At 69.3% G+C, this 23,737-nt stretch carries 23 protein-coding genes and 2 tRNA genes; 14 read left to right on the top strand and 11 right to left on the bottom strand.

Annotated elements, in window-relative coordinates:
• Positions 1–55: 55 nt before the first annotated feature.
• The 9 genes from gyrB to ACTMO_RS22620 all read left to right on the top strand — a co-directional run bounded on the left by gyrB (position 56) and on the right by ACTMO_RS22620 (position 8,230).
• Positions 56–2,029: a DNA topoisomerase (ATP-hydrolyzing) subunit B gene (gyrB, locus tag ACTMO_RS0118285; RefSeq protein ID WP_026449379.1), complete on the top strand. Its 1,974-nt coding sequence runs from the start codon at positions 56–58 to the stop codon at positions 2,027–2,029.
• Positions 2,030–2,168: 139 nt separating this feature from the next.
• On the top strand, positions 2,169–4,664 hold the full coding sequence (gene gyrA, locus ACTMO_RS0118280) for a DNA gyrase subunit A (RefSeq protein ID WP_019856126.1): 2,496 nt from the start codon (positions 2,169–2,171) through the stop codon (positions 4,662–4,664).
• Positions 4,665–4,715: 51 nt separating this feature from the next.
• The gene (locus ACTMO_RS0118275; RefSeq protein WP_026449378.1) at positions 4,716–5,546 is read left to right on the top strand and encodes a DUF3566 domain-containing protein; all 831 of its coding nucleotides are present in this window, start codon (positions 4,716–4,718) and stop codon (positions 5,544–5,546) included.
• Positions 5,547–5,677: 131 nt separating this feature from the next.
• A tRNA-Ile gene (locus ACTMO_RS0118270) sits at positions 5,678–5,751 on the top strand.
• Positions 5,752–5,817: 66 nt separating this feature from the next.
• Positions 5,818–5,934, top strand: a complete 117-nt coding sequence (locus tag ACTMO_RS23555) for a DLW-39 family protein (protein ID WP_017972653.1) — start codon at positions 5,818–5,820, stop codon at positions 5,932–5,934.
• A gap of 103 nt (positions 5,935–6,037) precedes the next feature.
• A tRNA-Ala gene (locus ACTMO_RS0118260) sits at positions 6,038–6,110 on the top strand.
• Between the two features lie 639 nt (positions 6,111–6,749).
• Entirely contained in the window at positions 6,750–7,133 is a 384-nt protein-coding gene (locus ACTMO_RS22625; RefSeq protein ID WP_019856124.1) for a hypothetical protein, read from the top strand.
• Between the two features lie 93 nt (positions 7,134–7,226).
• Positions 7,227–7,949, top strand: a complete 723-nt coding sequence (locus ACTMO_RS0118250) for a DUF5710 domain-containing protein (protein ID WP_019856123.1) — start codon at positions 7,227–7,229, stop codon at positions 7,947–7,949.
• Positions 7,950–8,029: 80 nt separating this feature from the next.
• Entirely contained in the window at positions 8,030–8,230 is a 201-nt protein-coding gene (locus ACTMO_RS22620) for a DUF397 domain-containing protein (protein WP_084792230.1), read from the top strand.
• Between the two features lie 45 nt (positions 8,231–8,275).
• Here the strand turns inward: ACTMO_RS22620 and gdhA are convergent, their stop codons facing one another.
• The 4 genes from gdhA to ACTMO_RS0118225 all read right to left on the bottom strand — a co-directional run bounded on the left by gdhA (position 8,276) and on the right by ACTMO_RS0118225 (position 12,628).
• Complete coding sequence (gdhA, locus tag ACTMO_RS0118240; RefSeq protein WP_019856121.1) at positions 8,276–9,613, bottom strand: NADP-specific glutamate dehydrogenase; 1,338 nt, start codon at positions 9,611–9,613, stop codon at positions 8,276–8,278.
• A gap of 160 nt (positions 9,614–9,773) precedes the next feature.
• Positions 9,774–11,105, bottom strand: a complete 1,332-nt coding sequence (gene mgtE / locus ACTMO_RS0118235) for a magnesium transporter (protein WP_026449377.1) — start codon at positions 11,103–11,105, stop codon at positions 9,774–9,776.
• A 200-nt stretch (positions 11,106–11,305) separates the two neighbouring features.
• Positions 11,306–11,557: a hypothetical protein gene (locus ACTMO_RS0118230; protein WP_019856119.1), complete on the bottom strand. Its 252-nt coding sequence runs from the start codon at positions 11,555–11,557 to the stop codon at positions 11,306–11,308.
• 522 nt (positions 11,558–12,079) lie between these two features.
• Entirely contained in the window at positions 12,080–12,628 is a 549-nt protein-coding gene (locus tag ACTMO_RS0118225; protein ID WP_019856118.1) for a hypothetical protein, read from the bottom strand.
• Between the two features lie 191 nt (positions 12,629–12,819).
• On the opposite strand from ACTMO_RS0118225, the gene ACTMO_RS0118220 reads away from it, so the two are divergent.
• Entirely contained in the window at positions 12,820–13,386 is a 567-nt protein-coding gene (locus ACTMO_RS0118220; RefSeq protein ID WP_169509084.1) for a peptidylprolyl isomerase, read from the top strand.
• Positions 13,387–13,443: 57 nt separating this feature from the next.
• Positions 13,444–14,367 carry a rhomboid family intramembrane serine protease gene (locus tag ACTMO_RS0118215; protein ID WP_033402063.1) on the top strand — a complete coding sequence of 308 codons (924 nt, stop codon included), beginning with the start codon at positions 13,444–13,446 and terminating at the stop codon, positions 14,365–14,367.
• Positions 14,368–14,401: 34 nt separating this feature from the next.
• Here the strand turns inward: ACTMO_RS0118215 and ACTMO_RS21465 are convergent, their stop codons facing one another.
• Positions 14,402–14,854, bottom strand: a complete 453-nt coding sequence (locus ACTMO_RS21465; protein WP_019856115.1) for a PH domain-containing protein — start codon at positions 14,852–14,854, stop codon at positions 14,402–14,404.
• Between the two features lie 88 nt (positions 14,855–14,942).
• Positions 14,943–15,209, bottom strand: a complete 267-nt coding sequence (gene crgA / locus ACTMO_RS0118205; RefSeq protein ID WP_019856114.1) for a cell division protein CrgA — start codon at positions 15,207–15,209, stop codon at positions 14,943–14,945.
• A 264-nt stretch (positions 15,210–15,473) separates the two neighbouring features.
• Here crgA and ACTMO_RS0118200 point away from each other — a divergent pair, with 264 nt between their 5' ends.
• Both ACTMO_RS0118200 and ACTMO_RS23345 read left to right on the top strand, forming a co-directional pair.
• Positions 15,474–16,304: a class E sortase gene (locus ACTMO_RS0118200; RefSeq protein ID WP_019856113.1), complete on the top strand. Its 831-nt coding sequence runs from the start codon at positions 15,474–15,476 to the stop codon at positions 16,302–16,304.
• Between the two features lie 44 nt (positions 16,305–16,348).
• Positions 16,349–16,504 carry a hypothetical protein gene (locus tag ACTMO_RS23345; RefSeq protein ID WP_019856112.1) on the top strand — a complete coding sequence of 52 codons (156 nt, stop codon included), beginning with the start codon at positions 16,349–16,351 and terminating at the stop codon, positions 16,502–16,504.
• Positions 16,505–16,568: 64 nt separating this feature from the next.
• Here ACTMO_RS23345 and ACTMO_RS0118190 read toward each other — a convergent pair whose 3' ends face one another.
• Complete coding sequence (locus ACTMO_RS0118190; RefSeq protein WP_019856111.1) at positions 16,569–17,207, bottom strand: potassium channel family protein; 639 nt, start codon at positions 17,205–17,207, stop codon at positions 16,569–16,571.
• Positions 17,208–17,235: 28 nt separating this feature from the next.
• Entirely contained in the window at positions 17,236–18,666 is a 1,431-nt protein-coding gene (locus ACTMO_RS0118185) for a TrkH family potassium uptake protein (RefSeq protein WP_019856110.1), read from the bottom strand.
• A 172-nt stretch (positions 18,667–18,838) separates the two neighbouring features.
• Between ACTMO_RS0118185 and ACTMO_RS0118180 the strand changes: the two genes are divergently transcribed.
• Entirely contained in the window at positions 18,839–19,480 is a 642-nt protein-coding gene (locus ACTMO_RS0118180) for an aminodeoxychorismate/anthranilate synthase component II (RefSeq protein WP_019856109.1), read from the top strand.
• Positions 19,481–19,524: 44 nt separating this feature from the next.
• Here ACTMO_RS0118180 and ACTMO_RS0118175 read toward each other — a convergent pair whose 3' ends face one another.
• From ACTMO_RS0118175 to ACTMO_RS24205, 3 genes are all read right to left on the bottom strand, one after another.
• Positions 19,525–19,932: a nuclear transport factor 2 family protein gene (locus ACTMO_RS0118175; protein WP_019856108.1), complete on the bottom strand. Its 408-nt coding sequence runs from the start codon at positions 19,930–19,932 to the stop codon at positions 19,525–19,527.
• Between the two features lie 114 nt (positions 19,933–20,046).
• Positions 20,047–22,020: a Stk1 family PASTA domain-containing Ser/Thr kinase gene (pknB, locus tag ACTMO_RS0118170; RefSeq protein WP_019856107.1), complete on the bottom strand. Its 1,974-nt coding sequence runs from the start codon at positions 22,018–22,020 to the stop codon at positions 20,047–20,049.
• Positions 22,017–23,735 (bottom strand): serine/threonine-protein kinase, encoded by a 1,719-nt coding sequence (locus tag ACTMO_RS24205; protein ID WP_019856106.1) that lies wholly within the window; start codon positions 23,733–23,735, stop codon positions 22,017–22,019. Before ACTMO_RS24205 ends, pknB begins: the two co-directional genes overlap by 4 nt.
• Positions 23,736–23,737: the final 2 nt, after the last annotated feature.

The following is a 23,737-nucleotide window of genomic DNA, read 5'->3' as shown; positions in this document are numbered from 1 at the left end:
CCGTCCGCGCAGGCCGCAGACTCAAGCGATTCGGCTCTAGGAGACTCCGAGGCCCGTGACAGCGAAGAAGAACGAATACAGCGCTTCATCCATCACCGTTCTCGAGGGCCTTGAGGCAGTCCGCAAGCGTCCCGGCATGTACATCGGTTCGACCGGGGAACGCGGCCTGCACCACCTGGTGTGGGAGGTTGTGGACAACTCGGTGGACGAGGCGATGGCAGGTCATGCCAGCGAGGTCACCGTCACGCTGCTCGCCGACGGGGGTGTGCGGGTCACCGACGACGGCCGCGGTATCCCGGTGGACGAACACCCCGTGGAGAAGAAGCCGACCCTGGAGGTCGTGCTGACCATGCTGCACGCGGGCGGCAAGTTCGGCGGGGACAGCTACGCGGTCTCCGGTGGTCTGCACGGCGTCGGCGTCTCGGTGGTCAACGCGCTCTCCACGGTGCTGGAGGCCGAGGTCTGCCGGGACGGCTACGTGTGGCACCAGCGCTACGAGGACTCCAAGCCCGTGTCCGCCCCCGAGCGGGGGGAGCGCACCGACCGTACGGGAACCCGGATCACCTTCTGGGCCGATCCCCAGGTCTTCGAGACCACCCGTTACGACGCCGAGACCGTGGCGCGCAGGCTGCAGGAGATGGCCTTCCTGAACAAGGGACTGCGCATCGTGCTGCGGGACGAGCGGGCGGTGGCCGAGGACTCCTCTGGCGAGGACGCCTCGGGCGAGGCTGCCGTGGCCTCCGAACGCGTCTTCCACTACCCCGGGGGGCTGGAGGACTTCGTCGCCCACATCAACCACACCAAGGAACCCATCCACAAGAAGATCGTGAGCTTCAGCGCCTCCGGCGAGGGGCACGAGGTGGAGATCGCGATGCAGTGGAACAGTGGGTTCAACCAGTCGGTGTACACCTTCGCGAACACGATCAACACTCACGAGGGCGGTACCCACGAGGAGGGCTTCCGCGCGGCCCTGACCAGGGTGGTGAACTCCTACGCGAAGGAGAAGAAGCTCCTCAAGGACAAGGACGGCAGCCTGACCGGCGACGACGTCCGCGAGGGGCTGGCCGCGATCATCTCGGTCAAGGTCTCCGAACCGCAGTTCGAGGGGCAGACCAAGACCAAGCTGGGCAACACCGAGGTCAAGTCCTTCGTGCAGACCACGGCCTTCGAGTGGCTCACCGACTGGTTCGAGCGCAACCCGGCCGACGCCAAGACGATCATCAACAAGGCGGTCTCCTCCGCACAGGCCAGGGTGGCCGCGCGCAAGGCCAAGGACCTGGTGCGGCGCAAGTCCGCCATGGACATCGGCGGCCTGCCCGGCAAGCTCAAGGACTGCCAGTCCAACAACCCGGAGGAGTGCGAGCTCTACATCGTGGAGGGGGACTCCGCCGGTGGTTCGGCCAAGGAGGGCAGGGAGTCGCGCTACCAGGCGATCCTGCCCATCCGAGGCAAGATCATCAACGTCGAGAAGTCCCGGATCGACAAGGTTCTCAAGAACAACGAGGTCCAGTCGATCATCACCGCCCTGGGTACGGGCATCCACGACGAGTTCGACCTGTCGAAGCTGCGCTACAACAAGATCGTGCTCATGGCCGACGCGGACGTGGACGGCCAGCACATCCGCACGCTGCTGCTGACGCTGCTGTTCCGGTTCATGCGCCCGCTGATCGAGAACGGGCACGTGTTCCTGGCCAGCCCGCCGCTGTACAAGATCAAGTGGCCGCGTTCGGAGCCGCAGTACGTCTACAGCGAACGCGAGCGGGACGCGGCGTTGCAACAGGGTGCCGAGCAGGGCCGCAAGCTCCCGAAGGAGGAGGGGATCCAGCGCTACAAGGGGCTCGGCGAGATGAACGCCGACGAGCTCTGGGAGACCACGATGGACCCCGAACACCGGGTGCTGATGCAGGTGACCCTGGACGACGCGGCCACGGCCGACGAGCTGTTCAGCGTGCTGATGGGCGAGGACGTCGAGGCGCGGCGTTCGTTCATCACCCGCAACGCCAAGGGCGTTCGGCTGCTCGACGTCTGAGGCCCGGGACGTCCCCGCCCGTGGCGCCCATCGCTCCGTGCGGAGGGGCGGGATCCCGATTTCCCACGACCGTGTGACCGCGGTGGGCGAGTGATCGTCCGCCCGGGAACTACACCAGCTCACTGAGAAGAAGGACGGTATGACCGAGACCTTGCCTCCCGAGGGTGGCCGCGTCGAGCCGGTCGATCTCCAGCAGGAGATGCAGAACTCCTACATCGACTACGCCATGAGCGTGATCGTGGCGCGGGCGCTGCCGGACGTCCGTGACGGGCTCAAACCGGTGCACCGCCGGGTGCTGTACTCCATGTACGACTCCGGGTACCGCCCGGACCGCTCCTACGTGAAGTGCTCGCGCGTGATCGGCGACGTGATGGGTAACTACCACCCGCACGGCGACTCGGCGATCTACGACACGCTGGTGCGGCTGGCCCAGCCGTGGTCCATGCGCAACGTGCTCATCGACGGCCAGGGCAACTTCGGATCCCCCGGCAACGACCCGGCCGCCGCCATGAGGTACACCGAGTCCCGGCTGGCGCCGTTGGCGATGAGCATGTTGGCCGAGATCGAAGAGGACACGGTCGACTTCTCGGACAACTACGACGGCCGCACCCAGGAGCCGGACGTGCTGCCGTCGCGCATCCCCAACCTGCTGGTCAACGGCGGCGGGGGCATCGCGGTGGGCATGGCCACCAACATCCCCCCGCACAACCTGCGGGAGGTCGCCGACGGGGTGGTCTGGGCGCTGGACCACCCGGAGGCGGACGACGAGGAGCTGCTGGAAGCCCTGATCGAGCGCATCAAGGGCCCCGACTTCCCCACCAGGGGTCTGATCATGGGGACCAGCTCGATCGGTGAGGCCTACCGCACCGGACGGGGTTCGATCCGGATGCGCGCGGTGGTCGAGATCGAGGAGGACGCCAAGGGCCGCCCCGCCCTGGTGGTCACCGAGCTTCCCTACCAGGTGAACCCCGACAACCTGATCGAGACCATCGCCACGATGCACCGGGACGGCAAGATCTCGGGCGTCACCGACATCTCGGACGAGTCGAACAGTCGGCGCGGGATGCGGATCGTGATCACGCTGAAGCGGGACGCGATCCCCAAGGTCGTGCTCAACAACCTCTACAAGCACACCCAGTTGCAGACGACCTTCGGCGTGAACATGCTCGCGCTGGTCGACGGTGTGCCGCGCACGCTGCGGCTGGACCAGGTGGTCCGTTACTACGTGCGGCACCAGGTCGACGTGATCGTGCGGCGGACCAAGTACCGCCTGCGCAAGGCCGAGCAGCGCGCCCACATCCTGCGTGGCCTGTCGCTGGCGCTGGACCAGCTGGACGCGGTGATCAACCTGATCCGGAGTTCGCCGACGGTCGACGAGGCCCGCACGGGGCTGATCGAGCTGCTGGGCATCGACGAGGACCAGGCCACGGCGATCCTGGAGATGCAGCTGCGCAAGCTCGCCGCGCTGGAGCGCCAGAAGATCCTGGACGAGCTGGCCGAGATCGAGGAGCGCATCGCCGATCTCAACGACATCCTCGCCAGCCCGGAGCGGCAGCGCGCGATCGTGCGCGACGAGCTGATGGAGATCGTGCACAAGCACGGCGAGGAGCGGCGCACCAGGATCGTCCCGTACGAGGGCGAGGTGTCCATGGAGGACCTCATCCCGGACGAGGACGTCGTGGTCACCATCACCCGAACGGGTTATGCCAAGCGGACGCGCACGGACCTGTACCGGGCGCAGAAGCGCGGCGGCAAGGGCGTGCAGGGCGCCACGCTGAAGCAGGACGACATCGTCTCCCACTTCTTCGTCTGCTCCACGCACGACTGGATCCTCTTCTTCACCAACAAGGGGAGGGTCTACCGCGCGAAGGCCTACGAGCTGCCCGAGGCGAACCGCACCGCGCGCGGGCAGCACGTCGCGAACCTGCTGGCCTTCCAGCCGGACGAGCACATCGCCCAGGTGATGCAGATCAAGGACTACACGGCCGCTCCCTACCTGGTGTTGGCCACCAAGAAGGGGCTGGTCAAGAAGTCCAGGCTCACCGACTTCGACTCCAACCGCTCCGGCGGGCTGATCGGGGTCAACCTCAAGGACGGTGACGAGCTGGTCGGGGCGGTGCTGTGCTCGCCGGAGGACGACCTGCTGCTGGTCTCCGCCGAGGGGCAGTCCATCCGGTTCAACGCCAGCGACGAGGTGCTGCGCCCCATGGGGCGGGCCACCTCGGGCGTGCTCGGTATGCGCTTCAACTCCGGCGACGAGTTGCTGGCCATGGGGGTCGTGCGCGAGAACAGGTACGTGCTGGTCGCCACCGAGGGCGGTTACGCCAAACGCACTCCCATCGAGGAGTACCCCGTGCAGGGACGCGGGGGTAAGGGTGTGTTGACCATTCAGCACGACAGAAAACGTGGCAGGCTTGTGGCAGCGCTCATTGCCGAGCTCGACGACGAGCTCTACGCGATCACCTCCACCGGTGGGGTCATCCGCACCACCGCCAAGGAGGTGCGGAAAGCCGGCAGGCAGACGAAGGGGGTCCGCCTGATGGATCTCGGCGAGGGCAACTCGCTGGTGGCCATCGCCCGGAACGCGGACGAGGCCTCCGATCCCGACGCCGCCGGTCCGGAGCAACGGAAATGAGCCACGCGGGCGGGCCGCGTGGCGGAGTCGACGATCAGTGAAGGATCGCTCGTGACATCTTCGGACAAGCCGCAGGAATCGGAGTCCCGTTCGACGGGCGAGCAGGACACGACCTCGACCACCACCACGGAGACAACGGCGACCTCGGTTTCCGAGGGGATGTCCACCGACACCGCCGACAGCGGGACGAGCGCGGGCGGCCGGAGCGACTCCGACAGTGAGGTCGACGCCTCGGTGGCGGCGCCGCCGTGGCAGCGTGTTCCGAACTCGTCGAGCTCGTCCGCGGCCGCGGACGGCGAGGAGGACCGGGTGACGACAGCTCAGGGGCGGCGCGGACCGGACGGTGAGGGGTCCGACTCCGAGGACACCCACAAGATCCCTCATCCGCTGCGGGGGGACTCGGACTCGCCCGAGGACGGCCCCGCCGCGGCGGAGTCGGCGCGTTCGAGCGTGTCGTTCGGCTCGGGCGTGGGCCTGCGGGGCACGGGCACCCAGGGCAACCCGCGGCGGCCCAACCGGGGGCCGCGGCGGGCGAGCCTGCAGGTGCGCCGGGTGGACCCGTGGTCGGTGCTCAAACTGTCCCTGGTGTTGAGCATCACACTGTTCTTCGTGTGGATGATCGCCGTCGCCGTGCTCTACGGGGTGCTCGGTGGCATGGGGGTCTGGGAACAGCTCAACGGAACGTTCAGCGACCTGACCCAGCCGGAGAACTCCCTGGCCGAGCCGCTGATCAGTCCGAGCAGGGTGTTCGGAGCGGCGATGATCATCGGGGCGGTGAACATCGTGTTGACCACGGCCCTGGCCACGGTGGCCGGGTTCATCTACAACGTGGCGGCCGACTTCGTGGGAGGCATCGAGCTGACCCTGTCCGAGCGCGAGTGAGCGAAGGGGTGCCCCCGGTGGCCACCGGAAGGGAAAGTGCTGGTCACGGCTTTTTCTTTCGGCGGACACGCCGAGGGGTACCCCCCTTTGAAAGGGGATCGTCGGCTCGTGTAATCTAGGGACCGCACGCAGGGCCTATAGCTCAGTTGGTTAGAGCGCTTTGCTGATAACGAAGAGGTCGGAGGTTCAAGTCCTCCTAGGCCCACGTGACACATGCCGCCGCTGCGGTTCTCGCGGCGGCGGCATACGTTCGTAGTAGGAGGCGTCCGAAGTGAAGAAGCTGCTCATCCTGGCTGCTGTTGCCGGTGCCGTCCTGTTCGTCGTTCGGCGCAAGAGTGCGGCCAAGGCGGAGGCCGACCTGTGGCGCGAGGCCACGGCGGAGGCCTGAGAGTAGTCCACGGTTCGCCCCTGCTTCGGAGTCGATCCGTCGGATTGCCACCGATTCGGGCGCCGTTGTCGTGCCCCGGTTCCCCAGCTCCGGCGGCGCGGACGGGGACGTAGCTCAATCGGCAGAGCACCGCTTTTGCAAGGCGGGGGTTAGGGGTTCGATTCCCCTCGTCTCCACCCTCGGAAGGACCAGGTCAGTCGGCCTGGTCCTTTTTTCGTTCCCGGCCTCGGGGCACGTTCGGGACACACGCAGCCGAGTCGACGGTCTGAGCCTCCGAAGCGTTTTTTCGAGCGGGTGTCTCCCGACGGCGTGGACCCGAAAATCGTTCGCCGCCGTTCGTCCCGTCCACTCCGGTCTTCACCTGTTCCCACGGCGGGAGCCCGGAAGAGCCGCGTGCTTTCCGCCGACAGTTCCCACCCTGGAAGCAGGTTCCGACGATGGCGTGTCGTATCGGTGAGCTCGTGCTCGAATGCCGTGAGCCCGATGCCCGGGGCACTCCCGTCGTCTTCGGTCCCCGGCCACTCAGGCGGGACGAGGACGAGACGTCCTCCTGTCCGGTGGGGCGGAGCGGAGGTCGTCTCAACGGTTCGCGACCCCACCGGCCGCGCGCAGTAGGGCCACCGTGTGCGCGACGTGCGACGAAGGCGGCCTGACCGCTCTCGCGGTGGTTGGTTCCCGCCGGTCGCTCGGTCCTGTTCCCGTCGGTCGACCCGCTCCTTCGGAGAGCATGAACACGGAAGTGGTAAAAAACCTGACGTGCTGTGTTCCCACTGGGGTGAAACAGGAACCGAGTTCCTCGTCGGAAGGCTGACTTCGTGATCATCTTCGGTTTTCGGCGTATGGTGCGACGACTGGCCGTGTTGACGCTGCTCTGCGCGAACTGCCGGAACCCGACCGCGCACGGCCTCGACAGACTGTTGACCGTGTTCACGCTGTTCTTCGTCCCAGTGCTGCCGTTGTACGTCAGGCGAACCACGCGGTGCACGTTCTGCGGTTTCGTGTGCAAGGTCACCAAACAGGAAGCACAGTCGTTGGTGGACCAGGCACGGCAGTCCGCTGGTTTCCCGCCGAACGGTGCGCCCGGATCCCCGTTCACCTCCGGCGGTCCCGTTCCGTACCCGGGGGCCGGTTATCCCCAGCACGGCGGGATGCCTCCGCGTTACCCGGCTCATCCGTACCAGGGGCAGCGCCCGTACTGAGCGGTGTCGGCGGAGACGGTGTGCGGTTGGTGCCGCTGTCCGTTCTCGGCGACGGCCCGGCGGGGAGGATGGTTCCGGAATGCGAGGGGCGAGATGACGGAGCGGATCTGGCTGGACGTGCCCTACGGCGAGAAGGACCGGGCCAAGGCGGCCGGGGCTCGGTGGGACCCGACGGCCCGGCGGTGGTACGCCCCCCGTCCGGGTATGGAGGCGCTGCGCCCGTGGGAGGCGTTGCCCGAGGTGCCCGACCCGTTGCCGGGCGAGGACCGTACGTTCGGTTCCGGACTGTTCGTGGATCTCGTGCCCAGCTCGTGCTGGTTCACCAACGTCCGCTCCTGCGTCGCCGAACGGGACTGGGAACGGCTGCGGCGGATGCTGCTGCGTCGGGCGGGCCATCGCTGTGAGATCTGCGGGCGGGGTGAGGACAGGGCGAGCGGACGGTGGCTGGAGGCCCACGAACGCTGGTCCTACGACGAAACCCGCTCGGTGCAGGCGCTGCGCCGGTTGGTGTGCCTGTGCGGCGACTGTCACCGCACCACGCACTTCGGGCTGGCCCGGGTACGTGGTCAGGCGGAGGCCGCGTTCGAACACCTGCGTGCGGTCACCGGGATGAGCGTCGAACAGGCCGAGGCCCACGTCGACGAGGCGTTCGCGCTGTGGCAACGGCGTTCGGCCCGCGCGTGGACCTTGGACCTGTCGCTGCTCACCGAGGCGGGGATCACCCTCGCCGAACCCCCGCCGGCGCACCGGCGCGGTGCGGTGGCCGCCGCCGAACTCGCCCGCACGCGGGGCCGCGAGCGGGGACCACGGTCGTGAACACGGGGGATCGACCCGGGCGGACTCGGCCGAGATACTGGCCGCGGTGCCGGACCAGCGGGAACGGGAGAGCGGTGCGCATGTTTGATTGGTCCACGGCTGTTTGGCGCAAGTCCAGCTTCAGCGACGCCGGAGGCAACTGTGTCGAGGTGGCTTTCTGTGGGGGTGTGCGGGGGTTGCGGGACGGCAAGCTCGGTGCCTTCGGCCCGGTGCTGGTGGTGGGCGCCTCCGGCTTCGGTGCTTTCCTGAACGCGGTGCGCGGGGGGCGTTTCGACCGCTGACCGGTGCCGCACGGCGCCGGAAGCACCGTGCGGCGGAGCCTGCCGTCAGATCAGCCCGAGCGAGAGCATCGCCTCGGCGACCCTGGTGAATCCGGCGATGTTGGCCCCGGCCGTGTAGTCGCCGGGCAGTCCGTACTCCTCGGCGGTGGAGTAGCAGCGGTCGTGCACCGAGACCATGATCTCCCGCAGTCGCTGCTCGGTGAACTCCTGCGACCAGGAGTCCCGGGAGGCGTTCTGCTGCATCTCCAGAGCGGAGGTGGCCACCCCGCCCGCGTTGGCCGCCTTCCCGGGGCCGAAGGCCACCCCGGCCTCGCGGAAGATCCGCACCCCCTCTGGGGTGGTGGGCATGTTGGCCCCCTCGCCGACGGCCACACACCCGTTGCGCACCAGGGCCTCGGCCTCCTTGCCGGTGATCTCGTTCTGGGTGGCCGAGGGCAGGGCGACCTCGCAGGGAACCTCCCACACCTGCCGGTTCGCCACGAACTTCCCGGAGGGACGCCGGTCCGCGTACTCGGCGAGCCTGCCGCGTTCCCGTTCCTTGATCTGCTGGACCAGCTCCACGTCGACGCCCTGCTCGTCGAGCAGGTAGCCCTCCGAGTCCGAGCAGGCCACCACGTGGCCGTCCAGCTCCCGCACCTTCCGCATCGTGTAGATCGCCACGTTGCCGGAGCCGGAGACGACGGTGCGTTTGCCGGAGAACGAGTCGTCGCGGGCGGCCAGCATCTCCCGGACGAAGAAGGCGTTGCCGTAGCCGGTGGCCTCGGTGCGGATGTGCGAGCCGCCGAAGGCCCAGCCCTTGCCGGTGAGCACGCCGGACTCGTATCGGTTGGTGAGCCTCTTGTACTGCCCGAACAGGTAGCCGATCTCCCGTCCGCCGACGCCGATGTCCCCGGCGGGAACGTCGGTGTACTCGCCGAGGTGGCGGTGCAGCTCGGTCATGAAGCTCTGGCAGAACGCCATGATCTCCTGGTCCGAACGCCCCTTGGGGTCGAAGTCCGAGCCTCCCTTGCCGCCGCCGATCGGCAGCCCGGTCAGTGCGTTCTTGAACACCTGCTCGAACCCGAGGAACTTGACGATCCCCTGGTAGACGGAGGGGTGGAAACGCAGCCCGCCCTTGTACGGGCCGAGCGCGCTGTTGAACTCGACCCGGAAACCACGGTTGATGTGGACCTCGCCCCGGTCGTCCTGCCAGGGAACCCGGAAGATGATCTGTCGTTCCGGTTCGCAGATCCTTTCGATGATCTTGGCGTGCGCGTACTCGGGGTGTTTGCCCATCACCACGCCGATGCTGTCGAGAACCTCCCGCACCGCCTGGTGGAACTCGACCTCACCCGGATTGCGTGCGACCACCTTCTCGTAGATGGGCTCCAGCGACTCGTGCAATGCCGTCCTCGATTCCTCGTCCTGCTCCGGCGGGGAGTGCCGGGACAGAGTATGGGGCAGTGCCGGGCGGGTTGAAGGTTCCTCGGTGAGAACTGTCACAAGGGATTCGGGACGACTCGGAAGGTCTCCCCTGCCCGGGGCGGGCGGTACCGAGCCGCGGTCACAGTCCCAGGAACGCCCGGGCCACTAGGAAGTAGATGATCAGCCCGGTGGCGTCGACCAGGGTGGTCACCAGGGGAGTGGAGATCACGGCCGGGTCGATCCCGGCCCGCTTGGCCAGCAGCGGCATGGAGGCCCCGATCATCGCCGCCCACGAGCACACGGCGATCAACGAGACGGCGAGGGTGGCCGCCACCCGCACGTGCACGAACACCGTGCCGAGGACCATGCCGATGGCCGCGAGCGCGAGTCCGAGGGTGAGTCCCACCCGGCACTCGCGCCAGGCCACCCGCAGGATGTCGCCGGTGCGGACCTCGCCCACGGCCAGGGCGCGCACGGAGGCGGTGGCCGCCTGCGCCCCGGCGTTGCCGCCGGTGCCGATGAGCAGCGGCACGAACAGCGCCAGCGTGGTCACCTCCTCCAGCGTGGACTCGAAGAACTGCAGGACGTTGACGGTCAGCGTGGCGGCGACGATGAGCAGCAGCAGCCAGACGATGCGGGACCGCGCCAGTTGCAGCACCGAGGCGGACATGTAGTGCCCGCTCCACGGGGTGGCCGCGGCCTGGCGGGCTATGTCCTCGCTGTCGGCGGCCTCGATGAGGTCCACGGCGTCGTCGATGGTCAACAGCCCGAGCACACGGTCCTCGCTGTCCACCACGGGCAGGTCCAGCAGGTTGGCGTCCTGCATGAGCCGGGCCGCGTCCTCGGCGTCGTCGGTGGCCTTCACACGCGGTGTGTCCGTCTCGGCGAACTCGGAGACCCGCTGCCCCGCGGAACCCAGCACCAGATCCCGCAGGGAGACCGTGCCGATGAAGTGCCGCTGGTCGTCGACGATCAGCAGGGTGTAGACGGTCTCGGCGTCGGCCCCCCGGTCGTGCACCCGGTCCAGGGCCTCGGAGACCGTCATGTTCTGGCGGATCGTCACCGTCTCCGGGGTCATGAAACGCCCCACCGAGCCCTCCGGATACCCCAGCAGCGCGGCGGTGGTGGCCCGTTCGGGAGGGCTGAGCCCGGCCAGCACCCGGTGGGCGAACTTGGCCGGGGACTCCCCGAGCAGCCGCACGCGGTCGTCGGGGTCCATGGCCTCGACCAGCTCCCGGAACGAGTGGTCCCGCAGGCCGGAGAGCACCTTCTGTTGCTCGGGTGGGTCGAGCTCCTCGAACACCGTCAGCGCCTCGTCCTTGCCGAGCAGCCGGAACAGCAGGACGGCGCCCAGCTCGTCGGCGCGGGCGATCTCGTCGGCGATCTCGTGCGGCTGGTGCTCGGCGAGCCACTGCTGCAGCTCGGGGATCTCGTTGCGTTCCAGCAGCTCGGGCACGGTCCCCCGGGACATGTTCTCCCCTTCGCTCGCGGGATGCCTGTGCGCGGTGCCCACGGACACGGTCGACGGTCCCGGCTCGGCGCGTGGCGTGCTCCGGGTTCCCCCACCGCTGACCACGATACGGCGGTGTGCTCCCGGGCGCTGTCAGGCGGGTTCCCGCCGGGAGCCCGGCGGGGCCGGTGACCCGAGCTCCCGACGGCCGGGGCGAACTCCTACCGCTCGGACTCGGCGTGCGAGTGCCGTCCGGCTCCGGCGGAGTCCTGCCCCTCGGCGGCGACCGAGATGGTGGTCACCGTGTCGTCCTCGCTCTCACGGTGCCTGCCGCTGAGTGCCTCGTTGACGAGCAGTTCGGCGAACTCCGGTGGGGGTGAGACGGTCAGGTCGGATTCGGTCGGGTCGGGCATCTCGCGCGTGAGTTCGGCGAAGATCGGGTTCAGCTCCTCGTCCGTGGTGTGCTCGCTCATCGTCTCCTCCCGTTCCGTTCGGGAACCCGGGCACCGTGATTCTGACTGCCGGCCCCGACATCAGCCGGGCAACGGGCTCGGCGTGTGGTGGGTCTCGCCCGGAAGGTGCGGTCCGCCTCGTCCGGAACGGGTCCGTTCCGCGGCGGAGGGGGCGGGGTTCTCGGCGGTGCCGCGCGGTTCGCGCCGCGGAGTGGCTCCTTTCGTCCTCTCGGTTCGTGTGGGCCGGTGGAGGGGAACCCGACTCCCCGCTCTCGGGTTCCCCTCCGCTCCCGTCGGTCGCCCTCCCGTGCACACCGGCGACCGGGGTCCCGAATGCGGTATTCGGGGCGGGTGATCCCCCCGGAGTCACCCGCTGTGGACGGGACGGGCGCGGCGGGCGGGCATGACGCGGGTTCCGGCTCTCTTTTTGGTCCTTTCAGGGGGAATTTTCCGACACGCGCGGTCGGTGTTCGCGTTCCGGGCAGGGGACGAACGAAACCGGGCGGGCCCGTCACGGACCCGCCCGGCTCGGTCGAACTCGTCTCAGTGGTGCTGACCCTGCTCGGACTGGACCCCGGAGACCTGGCCGTTCTCGGTGGAGGAGGCCGGGGGCTGCGAGCCCGTGTCCCCCACGGGGAAGCTCCCCTCCTCGGGGGGCAGTTCCTCGGGACGGCGGGACAGCGCCGCCGCGGCGGCCCCGGCCAGCCCGGCCAGGATCAACAGCAGCCACGGCCACTTGCGCCGCCGGGGCTTGGCCGGCTCGATGCGCTCGGCGAACTCCCTGGCCCCCTCGGCGAGCTGCTTACGCTGTTTGGCAGCCCGCTTCTCCCACTTCCTGCGGGCCTTCTCGCTCCGCTTGGCCAGCTCCTTGCGGGACATGCCGGTGGCCCGCTGGGCGATCCGTTCCTGCAGGTCGTCGGTGGAGATCCCACGTGCGGCCAGCTCCTGCTCGGCCAGCGCCACCGCCTGCCTGGTCACCTCCGAACCGGCGTGCCGGGCCCGCCGCGCACCGTGCCGGGCGCTGCGCACCCCGGTGCCCACGGCTTTGCCCACGTTCTCGCCCGCGCGGGACAGGGTTTCGACTTCGTCCATCGTTCTCGCCTCCTAGTCGGGGCTCCGTAGAGCCGGCCACTCGGGTATCCGGTTGTTCGTCCCGCCGGTTCGGCGGACGGTCGGCACGGGACCGTGTGGCTCGCTCTCCGGGTACCGCGCCGTGGCTGACGATCAAACTCCATCCTGCACCCTGCGGCATCCGGTGTGCTCGGTGATGGGAGGATGAGAGGGTGGCAGAAGAAAACGGATCGCTTGTGGGGAAGACGGTCACCGCGACCCTGCACACCACCCAGGGGATCATCAGGATCAACCTCTTCCCGAACCAGGCCCCCAAGACGGTGTCCAACTTCGTCGGGCTCGCCGAGGGGACCGTGGACTACACGGAGCCCAACGCGCGGGGCGAACGGTCCGGTCCCTTCTACGACGGTGTGATCTTCCACCGGGTCATCGACGGGTTCATGATCCAGACCGGTGATCCGACCGGAACCGGTCGTGGCGGCCCCGGCTACACGTTCGCCGACGAGTTCCACCCGGAGTTGCAGTTCAACCGCCCCTATCTGGTGGCGATGGCCAACGCCGGGCCGAACACCAACGGTTCGCAGTTCTTCATCTCGGTGGCTCCCACGACGTGGTTGAACTACAAACACACCATCTTCGGCGAGGTCGCCGACCAGGAGTCGCGTAACGTGGTGGACGAGATCGCTCACACTGCCACCGGTCAGGGCGATCGTCCCGTCAACGACATCGTCATCGAGAAGGTGACCATCGACCGTGGTGAAGAGTCCGCGGAGTCCTGAGCCCGCGCGGCGCGCGCCGCACCGCGCTCGGGCCCGCCCGTCGCAGTGGGGTTCGTGGTGACCGTTCCGCCCGAACAGTCCGGCGGACCGGATGACGCCCACGCCATGCCGGTGTGTGTGCGTCATCCGGACCGCCCCACGGGGCTGCGTTGCACGCGTTGCGAGCGCCCCGCCTGTCCGGAGTGCCTGCGCGAGGCCAGCGTGGGCTACCACTGCGTGGACTGCCTCCGGCAGTCGCGGCGCGAGACCCGGCAGCCGGTGACGGTGGCCGGGGCCCGGCTGGGCACCAAGCCGGTGCTCGTTCCGGTGCTGATCGCGCTGAACATCGCGATTTTCCTGTTCACCGCCGTGCAGGCCGGGTCCCCCACGGCGAATTTCCGCTCCGAGCTGTTCCAGCAGTGGGCGATGGCTCCCCCGCCGGTGGCCGCCGGGCAGTGGTGGCGCGTGGTCACCTCCGGCTTCCTGCACCAGGGCATGATCCACCTGCTGGTCAACATGGTCGCGCTGTGGATCGTGGGCCGGGAGCTGGAGATGCTGCTCGGCCGGCTCCGGTTCCTGGCGGTGTACCTGCTGGGGCTGCTCGGCGGGAGCCTGTTCGTCTTCCTGTTCGGCGCGGTGTTCGCCCCGGTGGTGGGTGCCTCGGCCGCGTTGTACGGCCTGTTCGGCGGGATCGCCGTGGCCGCCTGGCGGCTGAAGCTGAACATGCGGCCGATCCTGCTGGTGATCGGCATCAACGTGCTGCTGACCGTGACCATCCCCGGTATCTCGCTGCTCGGTCACCTCGGCGGGCTGGTGCTCGGCACGGCCGCCACGGCCGCGCTGATCTACGCGCCCGCCCACCGGCGGGGAATGTGGCAGGCGGGCGCGCTCGCGGCGCTGTTGGTGGTGGTGCTCGCCGCGATGCTCACCCGGGACGCCATGCTCGGCGACGTGGTCTGCGGGACGCTGCGCGGCGAAACGCAGTGCGTGCGGCTCTCCTGAACGCCCGAGCAGCGTGTGCGGGACCCCGGTGGGATCAGCCGGACTTCAGCCCGTTGAGCGTCTCGGCGACCTCGAAGGGATCGGCGTACAGCTCCATGCGTCCTATCACGATCAGCCCGCCGGACACGTCGGTCTCGGGGACGTCCAGCTCCAGTACGGAGACCCTCAGTCCGAGCCGGGGGACGATCCTGCCGCGCACCGACACCTGCTCCCAGCTCCAGGTGCGGGGGCCGCGCAGTGTGCGCACGGTGATCCCGGTGGGATCCGCCCGCAGGCGCGGCTGGAGGTAGCTCAGCCCCCCGCTCACGACACCTATCAGCAGTGCCCCCGTCCCCGAGAGCACCCGGTCCATACCGTCGGGGGCCAGCAGGGTGGTCACCACCAGGAAGCAGGTCGTCGCCCAGTTGAGCCTGAGCAGGACCGGCGGGTAGCGCCACCGGTGGGTTCGGTCGGTGGACGACCGCGACGGGTCGGCGGAAGTGTGCACGGCTCTCCTCGCGAGTTGTCCACAGGAGTTGTCCACATGGGGATGGATTACACCCGTGTGATTCCGGGACGGGCGTTTCGCGCCGCCGTCACCGCCACTTCATGGTCATCAGCAGTCCGATGATCATGAGCCCGAACCCGACGGCGAAGTTCCACGGGCCCAGCTCGGCCATGAAGGGGATCTTCGGACCCGCCAGGTAGTTGACGACCAGCCACAGCAGCCCCAGCAGCATCATGCCGAGCATCACGCCGACATAGATCGGATGCGAGGGACCCGCCGACTTCGCCTTCACCGGGGTGCGGCGGTCGACCGGTGGGGGAGAGGAGGTCTTCTTGCGGACCTTTGACTTGGGCATGGTGTCCTCGCCGGATGGTTCGGCCGACCCGCCACCGCGTTACGCACACGGCCGGATCGACCTCCTCGACATGGTCGGTGCGTCGCGGCGGGACCACTCACGAGCATCCGGACGAACCGACACCGTCCCGCGCCGGAGGCCGGAACTCGTACCGAATCGCCCCGCGGCGACCCTCTTGCACCCACACGTTAACGCAATATCGGAATTTTCCGAACAGCCGTATGCTGCTTTCCTACACGACGAGGGGAACGGGTCGAGGAGCACATGGTGACCACCACACGGATTCCGGCACAGAGCCCCCCACCCGAACGGCCGTCCCGCCTGCGCCCGGTGCTGCGCGGACTCGGGGAAGTGTGCATCACGCTGGGGCTGGTCGTGCTGTTGTTCGTCTTCTACGAACTCCGGGTGACGAGCTGGTTCTCCGCGCGGGAGCAGGCACGCGCCACCGAGCAGCTGCGACAGCGGTGGCAGCACGACCCCGCCGACGCCGAGGAACCCGTCGACCCCGTCGCCGGGGAGGGCTTCGCCCGGCTGCACGTGCCCGCCCTGGGACCGGACTTCCCGTTCACGGTGCTGGAGGGCACCGACCAGTCGACGCTGTCCGCCGGGCCGGGTCACTACGCGGAGAGCGCGTTGCCCGGTCAACGGGGCAACTTCGCCGTGGCCGGGCACCGCGCCGGACGCATGGCCCCGTTCGCCGAGCTGGACGAGCTGGAGTCCTGCGACGCGCTGGTCGTCGAGACGGACAGCCAGTGGTACGTCTACCGGGTGCTGCCGCTGCGCGGCGAGGTCGACGGATGGGATCCCGAGCAGCGGGGACGGCGGTGTTCCGGAGTGGCTCCGATCGGGGGGCCCTACCAGGGGGTGCTCGGCAGGACCGTGGTGGAACCGACCCGCCGAGAGGTGATCAACCCGGTGCCCGGCCAGCCACGTGGAACCGTTCCCGAGCAGTGGCGCAGCAGGTTGATCACGCTGACCACCTGTCACCCCCGGTACTCGGCGGAGAAACGCATGATCGTGCACGGAGTGCTGACCAAGCGCTACCCGAAGGTCGCCGACCGGCCCGAGCTGAAACCCCCCGAGCTGGGGCGGTAACGGGTCGCGGACGTGGCTGCCGTGGTGGCATCCGGAGGTGGTGTGTGTACGCGTGGATCTGGAGGCACCTGCCCGGTTCGGTGCCGGTGAAGGTGGTGCAGGCCGTGGTGCTGGTCGCGGTGGTGGTGACGGTGCTGCTGTTCGTGGTCTTCCCGTGGGTGGAGCCGATGCTGCCGTTCACCGACCCGACCCTGGAGTGAGCGGGAGTCACCGTGGGCGAGCCCACCGGTGGCGGGGCTCTGGTCCGGAACCACCCACCTCCGGTCAGGTGAGGTCGGCGAACTTCTCCACGTCGTGGGAGCGGCCGGAGACGATGAGGATGTCGCCGTGGTGCAGCACGGTGTCCTGGGTGGCGTAGGTGAACCCCTCGCCGGGCCGTTTGATGCCCACCACGGTGACGCCGTACTTGCTGCGCACCCGGGTCTCGCCCAGGGGGCGCTCGACGGCCGCGCCCGGGGCGCGGGTCTTGACGATGGCGTAGTCGTCCTCGAACTGGATGTAGTCCAGCATCCGCCCGGTGACCAGGTGGGCCACCCGCTCGCCCATGTCGTGCTCGGGCAGCACCACCCGGTGGGCCCCCACCCGTTCGAGGATGCGTCCGTGCTGGCGGTTGACGGCCTTGGCCCAGATGTGGGGGATCTCGAAGTCGGACAGCAGCGAGGTGGTCAGGATGCTGGCCTCTAGGTCGTCGCCGATGGCGACCACCGCCCGGCGGAAGTCGGCCACGTCGAGCTGGCGCAGTGCCTCGGGGTCGGTGGTGTCGGCCACGGCCGCGTGGGTGACCGCGTCGGAGAACTGCTGCACCAGGTGGGGCCGGTTGTCCAGGGCCAGCACCTCGGAACCGCGCCGGACCAGCTCCACGGCCAGGGAACCGCCGAAACGGCCCAGGCCGATGACGACCACGCGGGAGTGACGGATTCTCTGCGTCTGTCTAGCCAACGATCGGTCGCTCCTCGGGCAAGTCGTACCGGCGCCCGCGTTCCCGCAGCGCGAGTGCCGAGGCCAGGGTGATCGGACCGAGCCTGCCGGTGAACATCAGCACCACGAGCACCAGCTGACCCGGCTGGGGGAGTCCTTCGGTGATGCCGGTGGACAGGCCGACGGTACCGAACGCGGAGACGGACTCGAACAGCACGGCGTCCAACCGGAAGGGTGACAGCACCAACAGCAGCAGGGTCGCGACGAACACCATGCCCACGCCCACCAGCACCACGGTCAGCGCCTGGCGCTGCACGCTGGCGGGAAGGCGCCGACCGGCCACGTGCACCTGGGACTCGCCGCGTACCTCGGCGAGGATGACGAAGGCCAGCAGCGCGAAGGTGGTCACCTTGATCCCGCCCGCCGTTCCGGCGCTGCCGCCGCCGACGAACATCAGCACGTCGGTGACCAGCAGTGTCGCCGGGTGCATCTCACCGACGTCGAGGGTGGTGAACCCGGCCGTGCGGGGGGTGATCCCGTGGAACAGCCCGGCGAGCAGCTTGCCGCCGGTGTCGAACTCGCCCAGGGTTCGCGCGTTGTTCCACTCGAAGGCCGCGAACGCCACCGTCCCGACGAGCAGCAGGGCCGTGTAGGTGACCAGGGTGACCCTGGCGTGCAGGGACCAGCGCCTGCGCCTGCCCCGCAGTCTTCGGCCGAGCTCGAAGAGCACGGGGAACCCGATCCCGCCCGTCACGACCGCGACCAGCACGGGCAGGCAGACCCACGGGTCGGTGGCGTAGCGCTCCAGGCTGTTCGGGTACAGCGCGAAGCCCGCGTTGTTGAAGGCCGAGACCGCGTGGAACACGCCGAAGTAGAGGGCCTGGGGCAGCGGCTGGTGGTAGCCGAGGGCGAACCGGGCGGTGAGCGCGCCGGAGACGAGCATCTCGATCACCAGACTGAGGCTGATGACCCCGGCGATGACCGAGCGGATGTCCCCCAGCCCCAGGCTCTTGGTCTCGGTCTGGGCGGTGCGGCGCATCCGCAGTCCCAACCTGCGCACCACGAGCATCCCCAACAGCGAGGCCATGGTCATGATCCCCAGGCCGCCCACCTGGATGAGTCCGAGGATCACGAGCTCGCCGAATCCGGACCAGTGCGTGGCCGTGTCGACCACCACCAGCCCGGTGACACACACCGCCGAGGTCGCGGTGAACACGGCCGTCACCCAGTCGGTGCTGCCGTGTTGGGCCGCCGCGGGCAGTTTCAGCAGCACCGTGCCGACGAGCACGGCGAGTCCGAACCCGATCACCACCATCCGTGCCGGGTGGCTGGCCCGGGGAAGTCCGCGCAGCAGTTTCGCGACCCGCTGGGTGACAGCGGGCCCACCTCGGTGAGCGTCCCCCGTGGGTGTCACGGTCGGGCCGTGTTCCGCGTCGACGGGCATGCTGGGTCCACGAGAAGCGCAGGCTATCGCATCCGATCCGTTCCGGCTGGCCGGGCTGTGAGCGTCGTCCCAGTACACCGCGCGAATCGGGTGTTCCGGGTGCCGTGCGCGGCCGCGACCCGCCTGCCGGGACGGGTCGCCGTCCCGGCGGTGTTACCCGTAGGCTGGCCCCGTGCGTGTTCTGGTGGTCGACAACTACGACAGCTTCGTCTACAACCTGGTGCAGTACCTGGCGCAGCTGGGGGCGGAGTGCGTGGTGCGCCGCAACGACGCCGTCACCGACGCCGAGGTGCAAGGCGCCGACGGGGTGCTGCTCAGCCCCGGGCCGGGGACACCGGAGCGCGCCGGCAGGTCCATGGAGCTGGTCACCGAGTGTGCCGCCGACGGTGTCCCGCTGCTGGGAGTGTGTCTCGGGCACCAGGCCATCGGGGCGGCCCGGGGCGGCACGGTCGAGCGGGCCCCCGAGTTGTTGCACGGCAAGACCAGCGAGATCCACCACGAGGGCGTCGGGGTGTTCACCGGTCTGCCGCACCCGGTGGTGGCCACGCGCTACCACTCGTTGACGGTCCGTCCGGACACCGTCCCCTCGGAGTTCGAGGTCACCGCGCGCACGGCGGGTGGGGTCGTCATGGGGCTTCGGCACCGTGAGCTGCCGCTGGAGGGGGTGCAGTTCCACCCGGAGTCGGTGCTCACCGAGGGCGGGCACCGGATGCTGGCCAACTGGATGGAGGCGGCCGGCCACCCACCGGACCCGCGGACCGTGGACCGCCTGGAGCAGGGGATGCGGGAGGTGGCCGCGAACGCGCTGCGCTGAGGAGTCCTCCGGCGCGTATCCGCCGCGCCGGGCGGGGTGCCGGGTCAGCGCAGTCGGTCCAACGCGTCCTGCCAGGCCACCCGCAGCGGATGCGTGTCGTAGACGAAGCGGAGTTCGGAGATCAGTCCCTGCGCGTCGACGGTGATCACGTCGATGCAGTCGAAGTCCGGCGGGTTCTCGGCCGCGGCCACCCAGTCGTAGCGGAAGTGCACGGCCGCGCGGTGCGGGTCGGTGGTGGAGACGAAGACTTCCTGCGCGGTGATGTCGGCGCGTTGCAGGGTCGCGGCCAGCTCCGGGTAGAACTCCCGGGCCGGGATCTTGCCCTGCATGGGGGAGGAGACCACACCCTCCTCGGAGAACAGCCGCAACACGCCGGGGACGTCACCGGCGTCGAGCCGGTGCACATAGCATTCGACGGTCTCCGAGACCCGTTTTCCTTCCCCCGAGCTCATACCGCGACTCTAAGGGGTCCTTCCGCCGTGGGCCGCCGGGGTGGTCGGGTGTCGGCACGACGAGGCTCCGAGGTGCCGCGGCCCCGGCGCCGAAGCACCGGGGCCACGGGGTCCTCAGATGGGGAAGTCCGAGTCCTCGCTGCTGGAGGGCGTGGTCGACGAGGTCGGGCTGTCCGCCTCGGTGCCCACGTGGAGGGTCACGTTCTGGTTCCTGTCGATCGTGGAACCGGCCGAGGGGGAGGTGGAGACCACCGTGTCCTCCTTGCTGGGGTCCTCGACCGGTTTCTCCGCCGTGGAGACGGTGCCCTCGAAGCCCTTGTCGCGGAGTTCGGCCTTGGCCCTCTCCGGGCTCAGTCCGGTCAGGTCCGGCATGTTCAGCTGGGAACCGTTGGACACGAACAGCGTGACCGTGGAGCCGACCGGGACGCTGGCCCCGCCGGTCGGGTTCTGCCGAACCACGGTGTTGGCGGTTTCGGGCGAGTCCACCTCCTTGGTGCGGACCTTGAAGTCCGCGCTGGTCAGGGCCCGTTTCGCCTGCTCCAGCCGGAAACCGGTCACATCGGTGACCTGCTGTTTCCGCACGGGTTTACCGACGGTGACCTGGATGACCCTTCCCTCGGGGACCATGCTGCCGGGGTCCTCGCTCTGCTCCAGGATCCTGTCGACCTTGCTCTGGTCCTCGACCTCCCGGTACTCGGGCTCCAGGCCGAGCTTGAGGTTCCTCTCCTCCAGGGCCTGCCGGGCCTCCCCCATAGTCATGTCGCTGAGGTCCGGCACCTTCACCTGCCCGGGACCGGCTCCCACCTCCAGGATGATCCGCCGGTCCGGTGCGTACCGGCCCGGTCCGGGGTCCTGCGCCAGCACGATGCCGTCCTTCTCGTTGGCGGAGTTCTTCTCCCGAACATCCACGTTCGTGAAGCCCGCCTCGCTCAGTTCGCTCTCGGCGACCTCGACGCGCTTCTCCGTGACGTCGGTGAGCTGGATCTTCTCCGGCTGCTGTTCGCCGAACATCATCACCGCCAGTCCGCTGAGCAGCGCGAAAGCGGCCACACACGCGACGGTGACCAGACCGATGGTCCACCGGCGCCGTCTGCGGCCGCCTCTGTCGTCGTCCCCGTCGTCCACCGGGGGGACGGCGGCGGTGTCCGGCTGCGCGGCGGCCTCGGGCTGCACACGGGTGGGCTGGGGCTCCTCCGTACGCTCGGTCGGCTCCTCCCCCTCGGGGACCAGCAGGGGAGCCTGCGGCCGTTGGCCGGAGAGCACCCGGACGAGGTCGGTGCGCATCTCGGCGGCGGACTGGTAGCGGTTGTCCGGGTGCTTGCTGAGGGCCTTCAGCACCACGGCGTCCAAGGCGGCGGGAACCTGCGCGTTGTGCTCGGAGGGCTTGTCCGGCTGCTCCCGCACGTGCTGGTAGGCCACCGCCACCGGGGAGTCGCCGGTGAACGGGGGCTGTCCGCACAGCAGCTCGAACAGCACGCACCCGGAGGCGTAGACGTCACTGCGGGCGTCCACGGTCTCCCCGCGTGCCTGCTCCGGGGAGAGGTACTGCGCCGTTCCGATCACCGCCGCCGTCTGGGTGACGGCGGCCTGGCCGTTGGCCACCGCCCGGGCGATGCCGAAGTCCATCACCTTCACCGCGCCGGAGTCGGTGATCATGATGTTGGCCGGTTTCACGTCGCGGTGGACGATGCCGTTGCGGTGGCTGTAGTCCAGCGCGGCGGAGGCGTCGGCCATAACCTCCATCGCCCGGCGCGGCGCGAGCGGGCCCTCGCTCTTGACGACGTCGCGCAGCGTCCGGCCGCTGACGTACTCCATGACGATGTAGGGCAGCGGACCGTTCTCCGAGTCGGTCTCGCCCGTGTCATAGACGGCCACGATCGCCGGGTGGTTCAGCGCGGCGGCGTTCTGGGCCTCCCGGCGGAAACGCAGCTGGAAGGTGGGATCCCTGGCCAGGTCGGCGCGCAGCACCTTCACTGCGACATCCCGGCCGAGCCGGACGTCCCGGCCACGGTGTACCTCGGACATACCGCCGTAACCGAGGGCGTCCTCGATCTCGTAGCGGTTGGAGAGAAGTCGCGGTGAGCTCATCGCTGCGTCGTCCCGATCTGTGTCCACGAGCGTCCCATCAAGTTGCCCCGAGAACCTGCCGCTGCCGAGCGGGTCCAGGTCCGGGCGCGGTGCGCGGTTCCCCCGACTTCGTACGTCCCGGCGTTGTCTGCCTCACCCCACGCGGAGGGGTCCGTTCCGGCCCGCTCGGCAGTCGGCGAGGGCGGCTGTTTTCGGTCCGTGTCGGATGCCCACGAGCGGATCGCCGAGGTGGGAGTGGGCGAGAGCCGTCCCTCAGGATGCCGTACCGAGCGCGTTTTGAACTCCCCCGACGAAGCGAAATCGAGCAATCTCACACGGTCCTCCGTGTGAACTTGCGCATCCCGTGAACCGGTCATGGCCGTGTCGATCCCGTCGGAACCACCGAACGGGGAGAAATCATAGCGGTTGTGGTACCAGGCCAACGCCAGGCCACATCCGAGCAGTAACACCGCCACCACGGCGAGCACCACCCAGAGAACGATCCGCTTCCCCTTGGGAGAGCCTCCCCACGGGGAGTGGCCGACGGTCCCGGGGGCGGTGCCCGGCGGGACCTGCGGGGGGATGACCCCGGGCGGAACCGTGGTACCGGCCGGATGCGGACGCACGGAGGCGGCGGCACCCGTGCCCGGCGAGTTTCCGGGTGTGCCGGGAACGGAGTGTGTTCCCGTGGCGGGAAACGTCCCGTGTCGCCGGTGGCCGGTGGGCTGGCGTGGCCCGCCCGGGCCGCCGGAGTGCGGGGGAGGCACGTGCTGGGCTCCGAGCGGCTGCGGCGGAGGCCCCTGGTGGGGCTGGTGCTGACCCGGCTGTGGCGGGGGAGCCTGCTGCGGCGGCGAGACGGCCGTCGGCGCGGAGGTCAGGGAGAGCGGGGCGGGCAACGGCTTGCCCGCGCGCACGCTGGCCACCGCCTTGGCGAACTCCCCGCCCTCGCCGTAGCGTCTGCGGGGGTCCTTGACGAGGGTGGCCTCGATCAGAGCCCGGGTACCCGGCGGCACGTCCGGTGGTAGCGGCGGAGGCAGGTCGCGGATGTGCATCATCGCCACGGTCACGGCGTTGTCGGACAGGAACGGGCGGTGTCCGCGCAGGCACTCGTAGCCGACCACGGCCAGCGAGTACACGTCGCTGGAGGGGGTGGCCTCCCCGCCCAGCGCCTGTTCCGGTGAGATGTAGTGGGCGGTTCCCATGACCACGCCGGAGCGGGTCACCGGTGCCGCGTCGGCGGCCTTGGCGATGCCGAAGTCGGTCAGTTTCACGGTCCCGTCGGGGGTGACCAGGATGTTTCCCGGTTTCACGTCCCGGTGCACCAGCCCGCGCCGGTGGGCGGCGTGCAGCGCGTTGCCCGCCTGCTCCAGCATCTCCAGGGTGTGTTCGGCGGTGATGCGGCCTTCCCTGGCGAGGATGGCGGCCAGTGGTTCGCCCTCCACGTGTTCCATCACCAGGTAGGCGGTGTCCTCGGGGCCGTCCGGTACCGCGGCCGTCTCGCCGTAGTCGTGCACGGCGGCGATGCCGGGGTGGTTCAGCGCGGCCGTGGTGCGGGCCTCGGTGCGGAAACGGTGGAGGAACTCCGCGTCCCCGCACAGCTCGGGCTTGAGGATCTTGACGGCCACCGTCCGGTCCAGGCGCGTGTCCACGGCACGCCAGACCTCACCCATCCCACCGACCGCGATGCGCTGTGTGAGCCGATAGCGTTCGGCCAGCGTTTGACCGGAGTTCGGCACCC

It is taken from the genome of Actinopolyspora mortivallis DSM 44261 (assembly GCF_000384035.1).
In the GTDB taxonomy this organism is placed as follows: Bacteria; Actinomycetota; Actinomycetes; order Mycobacteriales; family Pseudonocardiaceae; genus Actinopolyspora; species Actinopolyspora mortivallis.
The sequence above is the reverse complement of the archived record's forward strand: the minus strand, read 5'-3'. Positions and strand labels throughout refer to the sequence as shown.

Bases quoted from the DNA above. Each gene is read 5' to 3' on its own strand.
- ACTMO_RS0118225 (WP_019856118.1), bottom strand. From the start codon at position 12,628: ATGGACGAAGTCGAAACCCTGTCCCGCGCGGGCGAGAACGTGGGCAAA.
- ACTMO_RS22620 (WP_084792230.1), top strand. From the start codon at position 8,030: ATGTTTGATTGGTCCACGGCTGTTTGGCGCAAGTCCAGCTTCAGCGAC.
- ACTMO_RS0118230 (WP_019856119.1), bottom strand. From the start codon at position 11,557: ATGAGCGAGCACACCACGGACGAGGAGCTGAACCCGATCTTCGCCGAA.
- crgA (WP_019856114.1), bottom strand. From the start codon at position 15,209: ATGCCCAAGTCAAAGGTCCGCAAGAAGACCTCCTCTCCCCCACCGGTC.
- ACTMO_RS0118200 (WP_019856113.1), top strand. From the start codon at position 15,474: ATGGTGACCACCACACGGATTCCGGCACAGAGCCCCCCACCCGAACGG.
- ACTMO_RS0118185 (WP_019856110.1), bottom strand. From the start codon at position 18,666: ATGCCCGTCGACGCGGAACACGGCCCGACCGTGACACCCACGGGGGAC.
- ACTMO_RS0118175 (WP_019856108.1), bottom strand. From the start codon at position 19,932: ATGAGCTCGGGGGAAGGAAAACGGGTCTCGGAGACCGTCGAATGCTAT.
- gyrA (WP_019856126.1), top strand. From the start codon at position 2,169: ATGACCGAGACCTTGCCTCCCGAGGGTGGCCGCGTCGAGCCGGTCGAT.
- ACTMO_RS0118250 (WP_019856123.1), top strand. From the start codon at position 7,227: ATGACGGAGCGGATCTGGCTGGACGTGCCCTACGGCGAGAAGGACCGG.
- mgtE (WP_026449377.1), bottom strand. From the start codon at position 11,105: ATGTCCCGGGGGACCGTGCCCGAGCTGCTGGAACGCAACGAGATCCCC.
- pknB (WP_019856107.1), bottom strand. From the start codon at position 22,020: ATGAGCTCACCGCGACTTCTCTCCAACCGCTACGAGATCGAGGACGCC.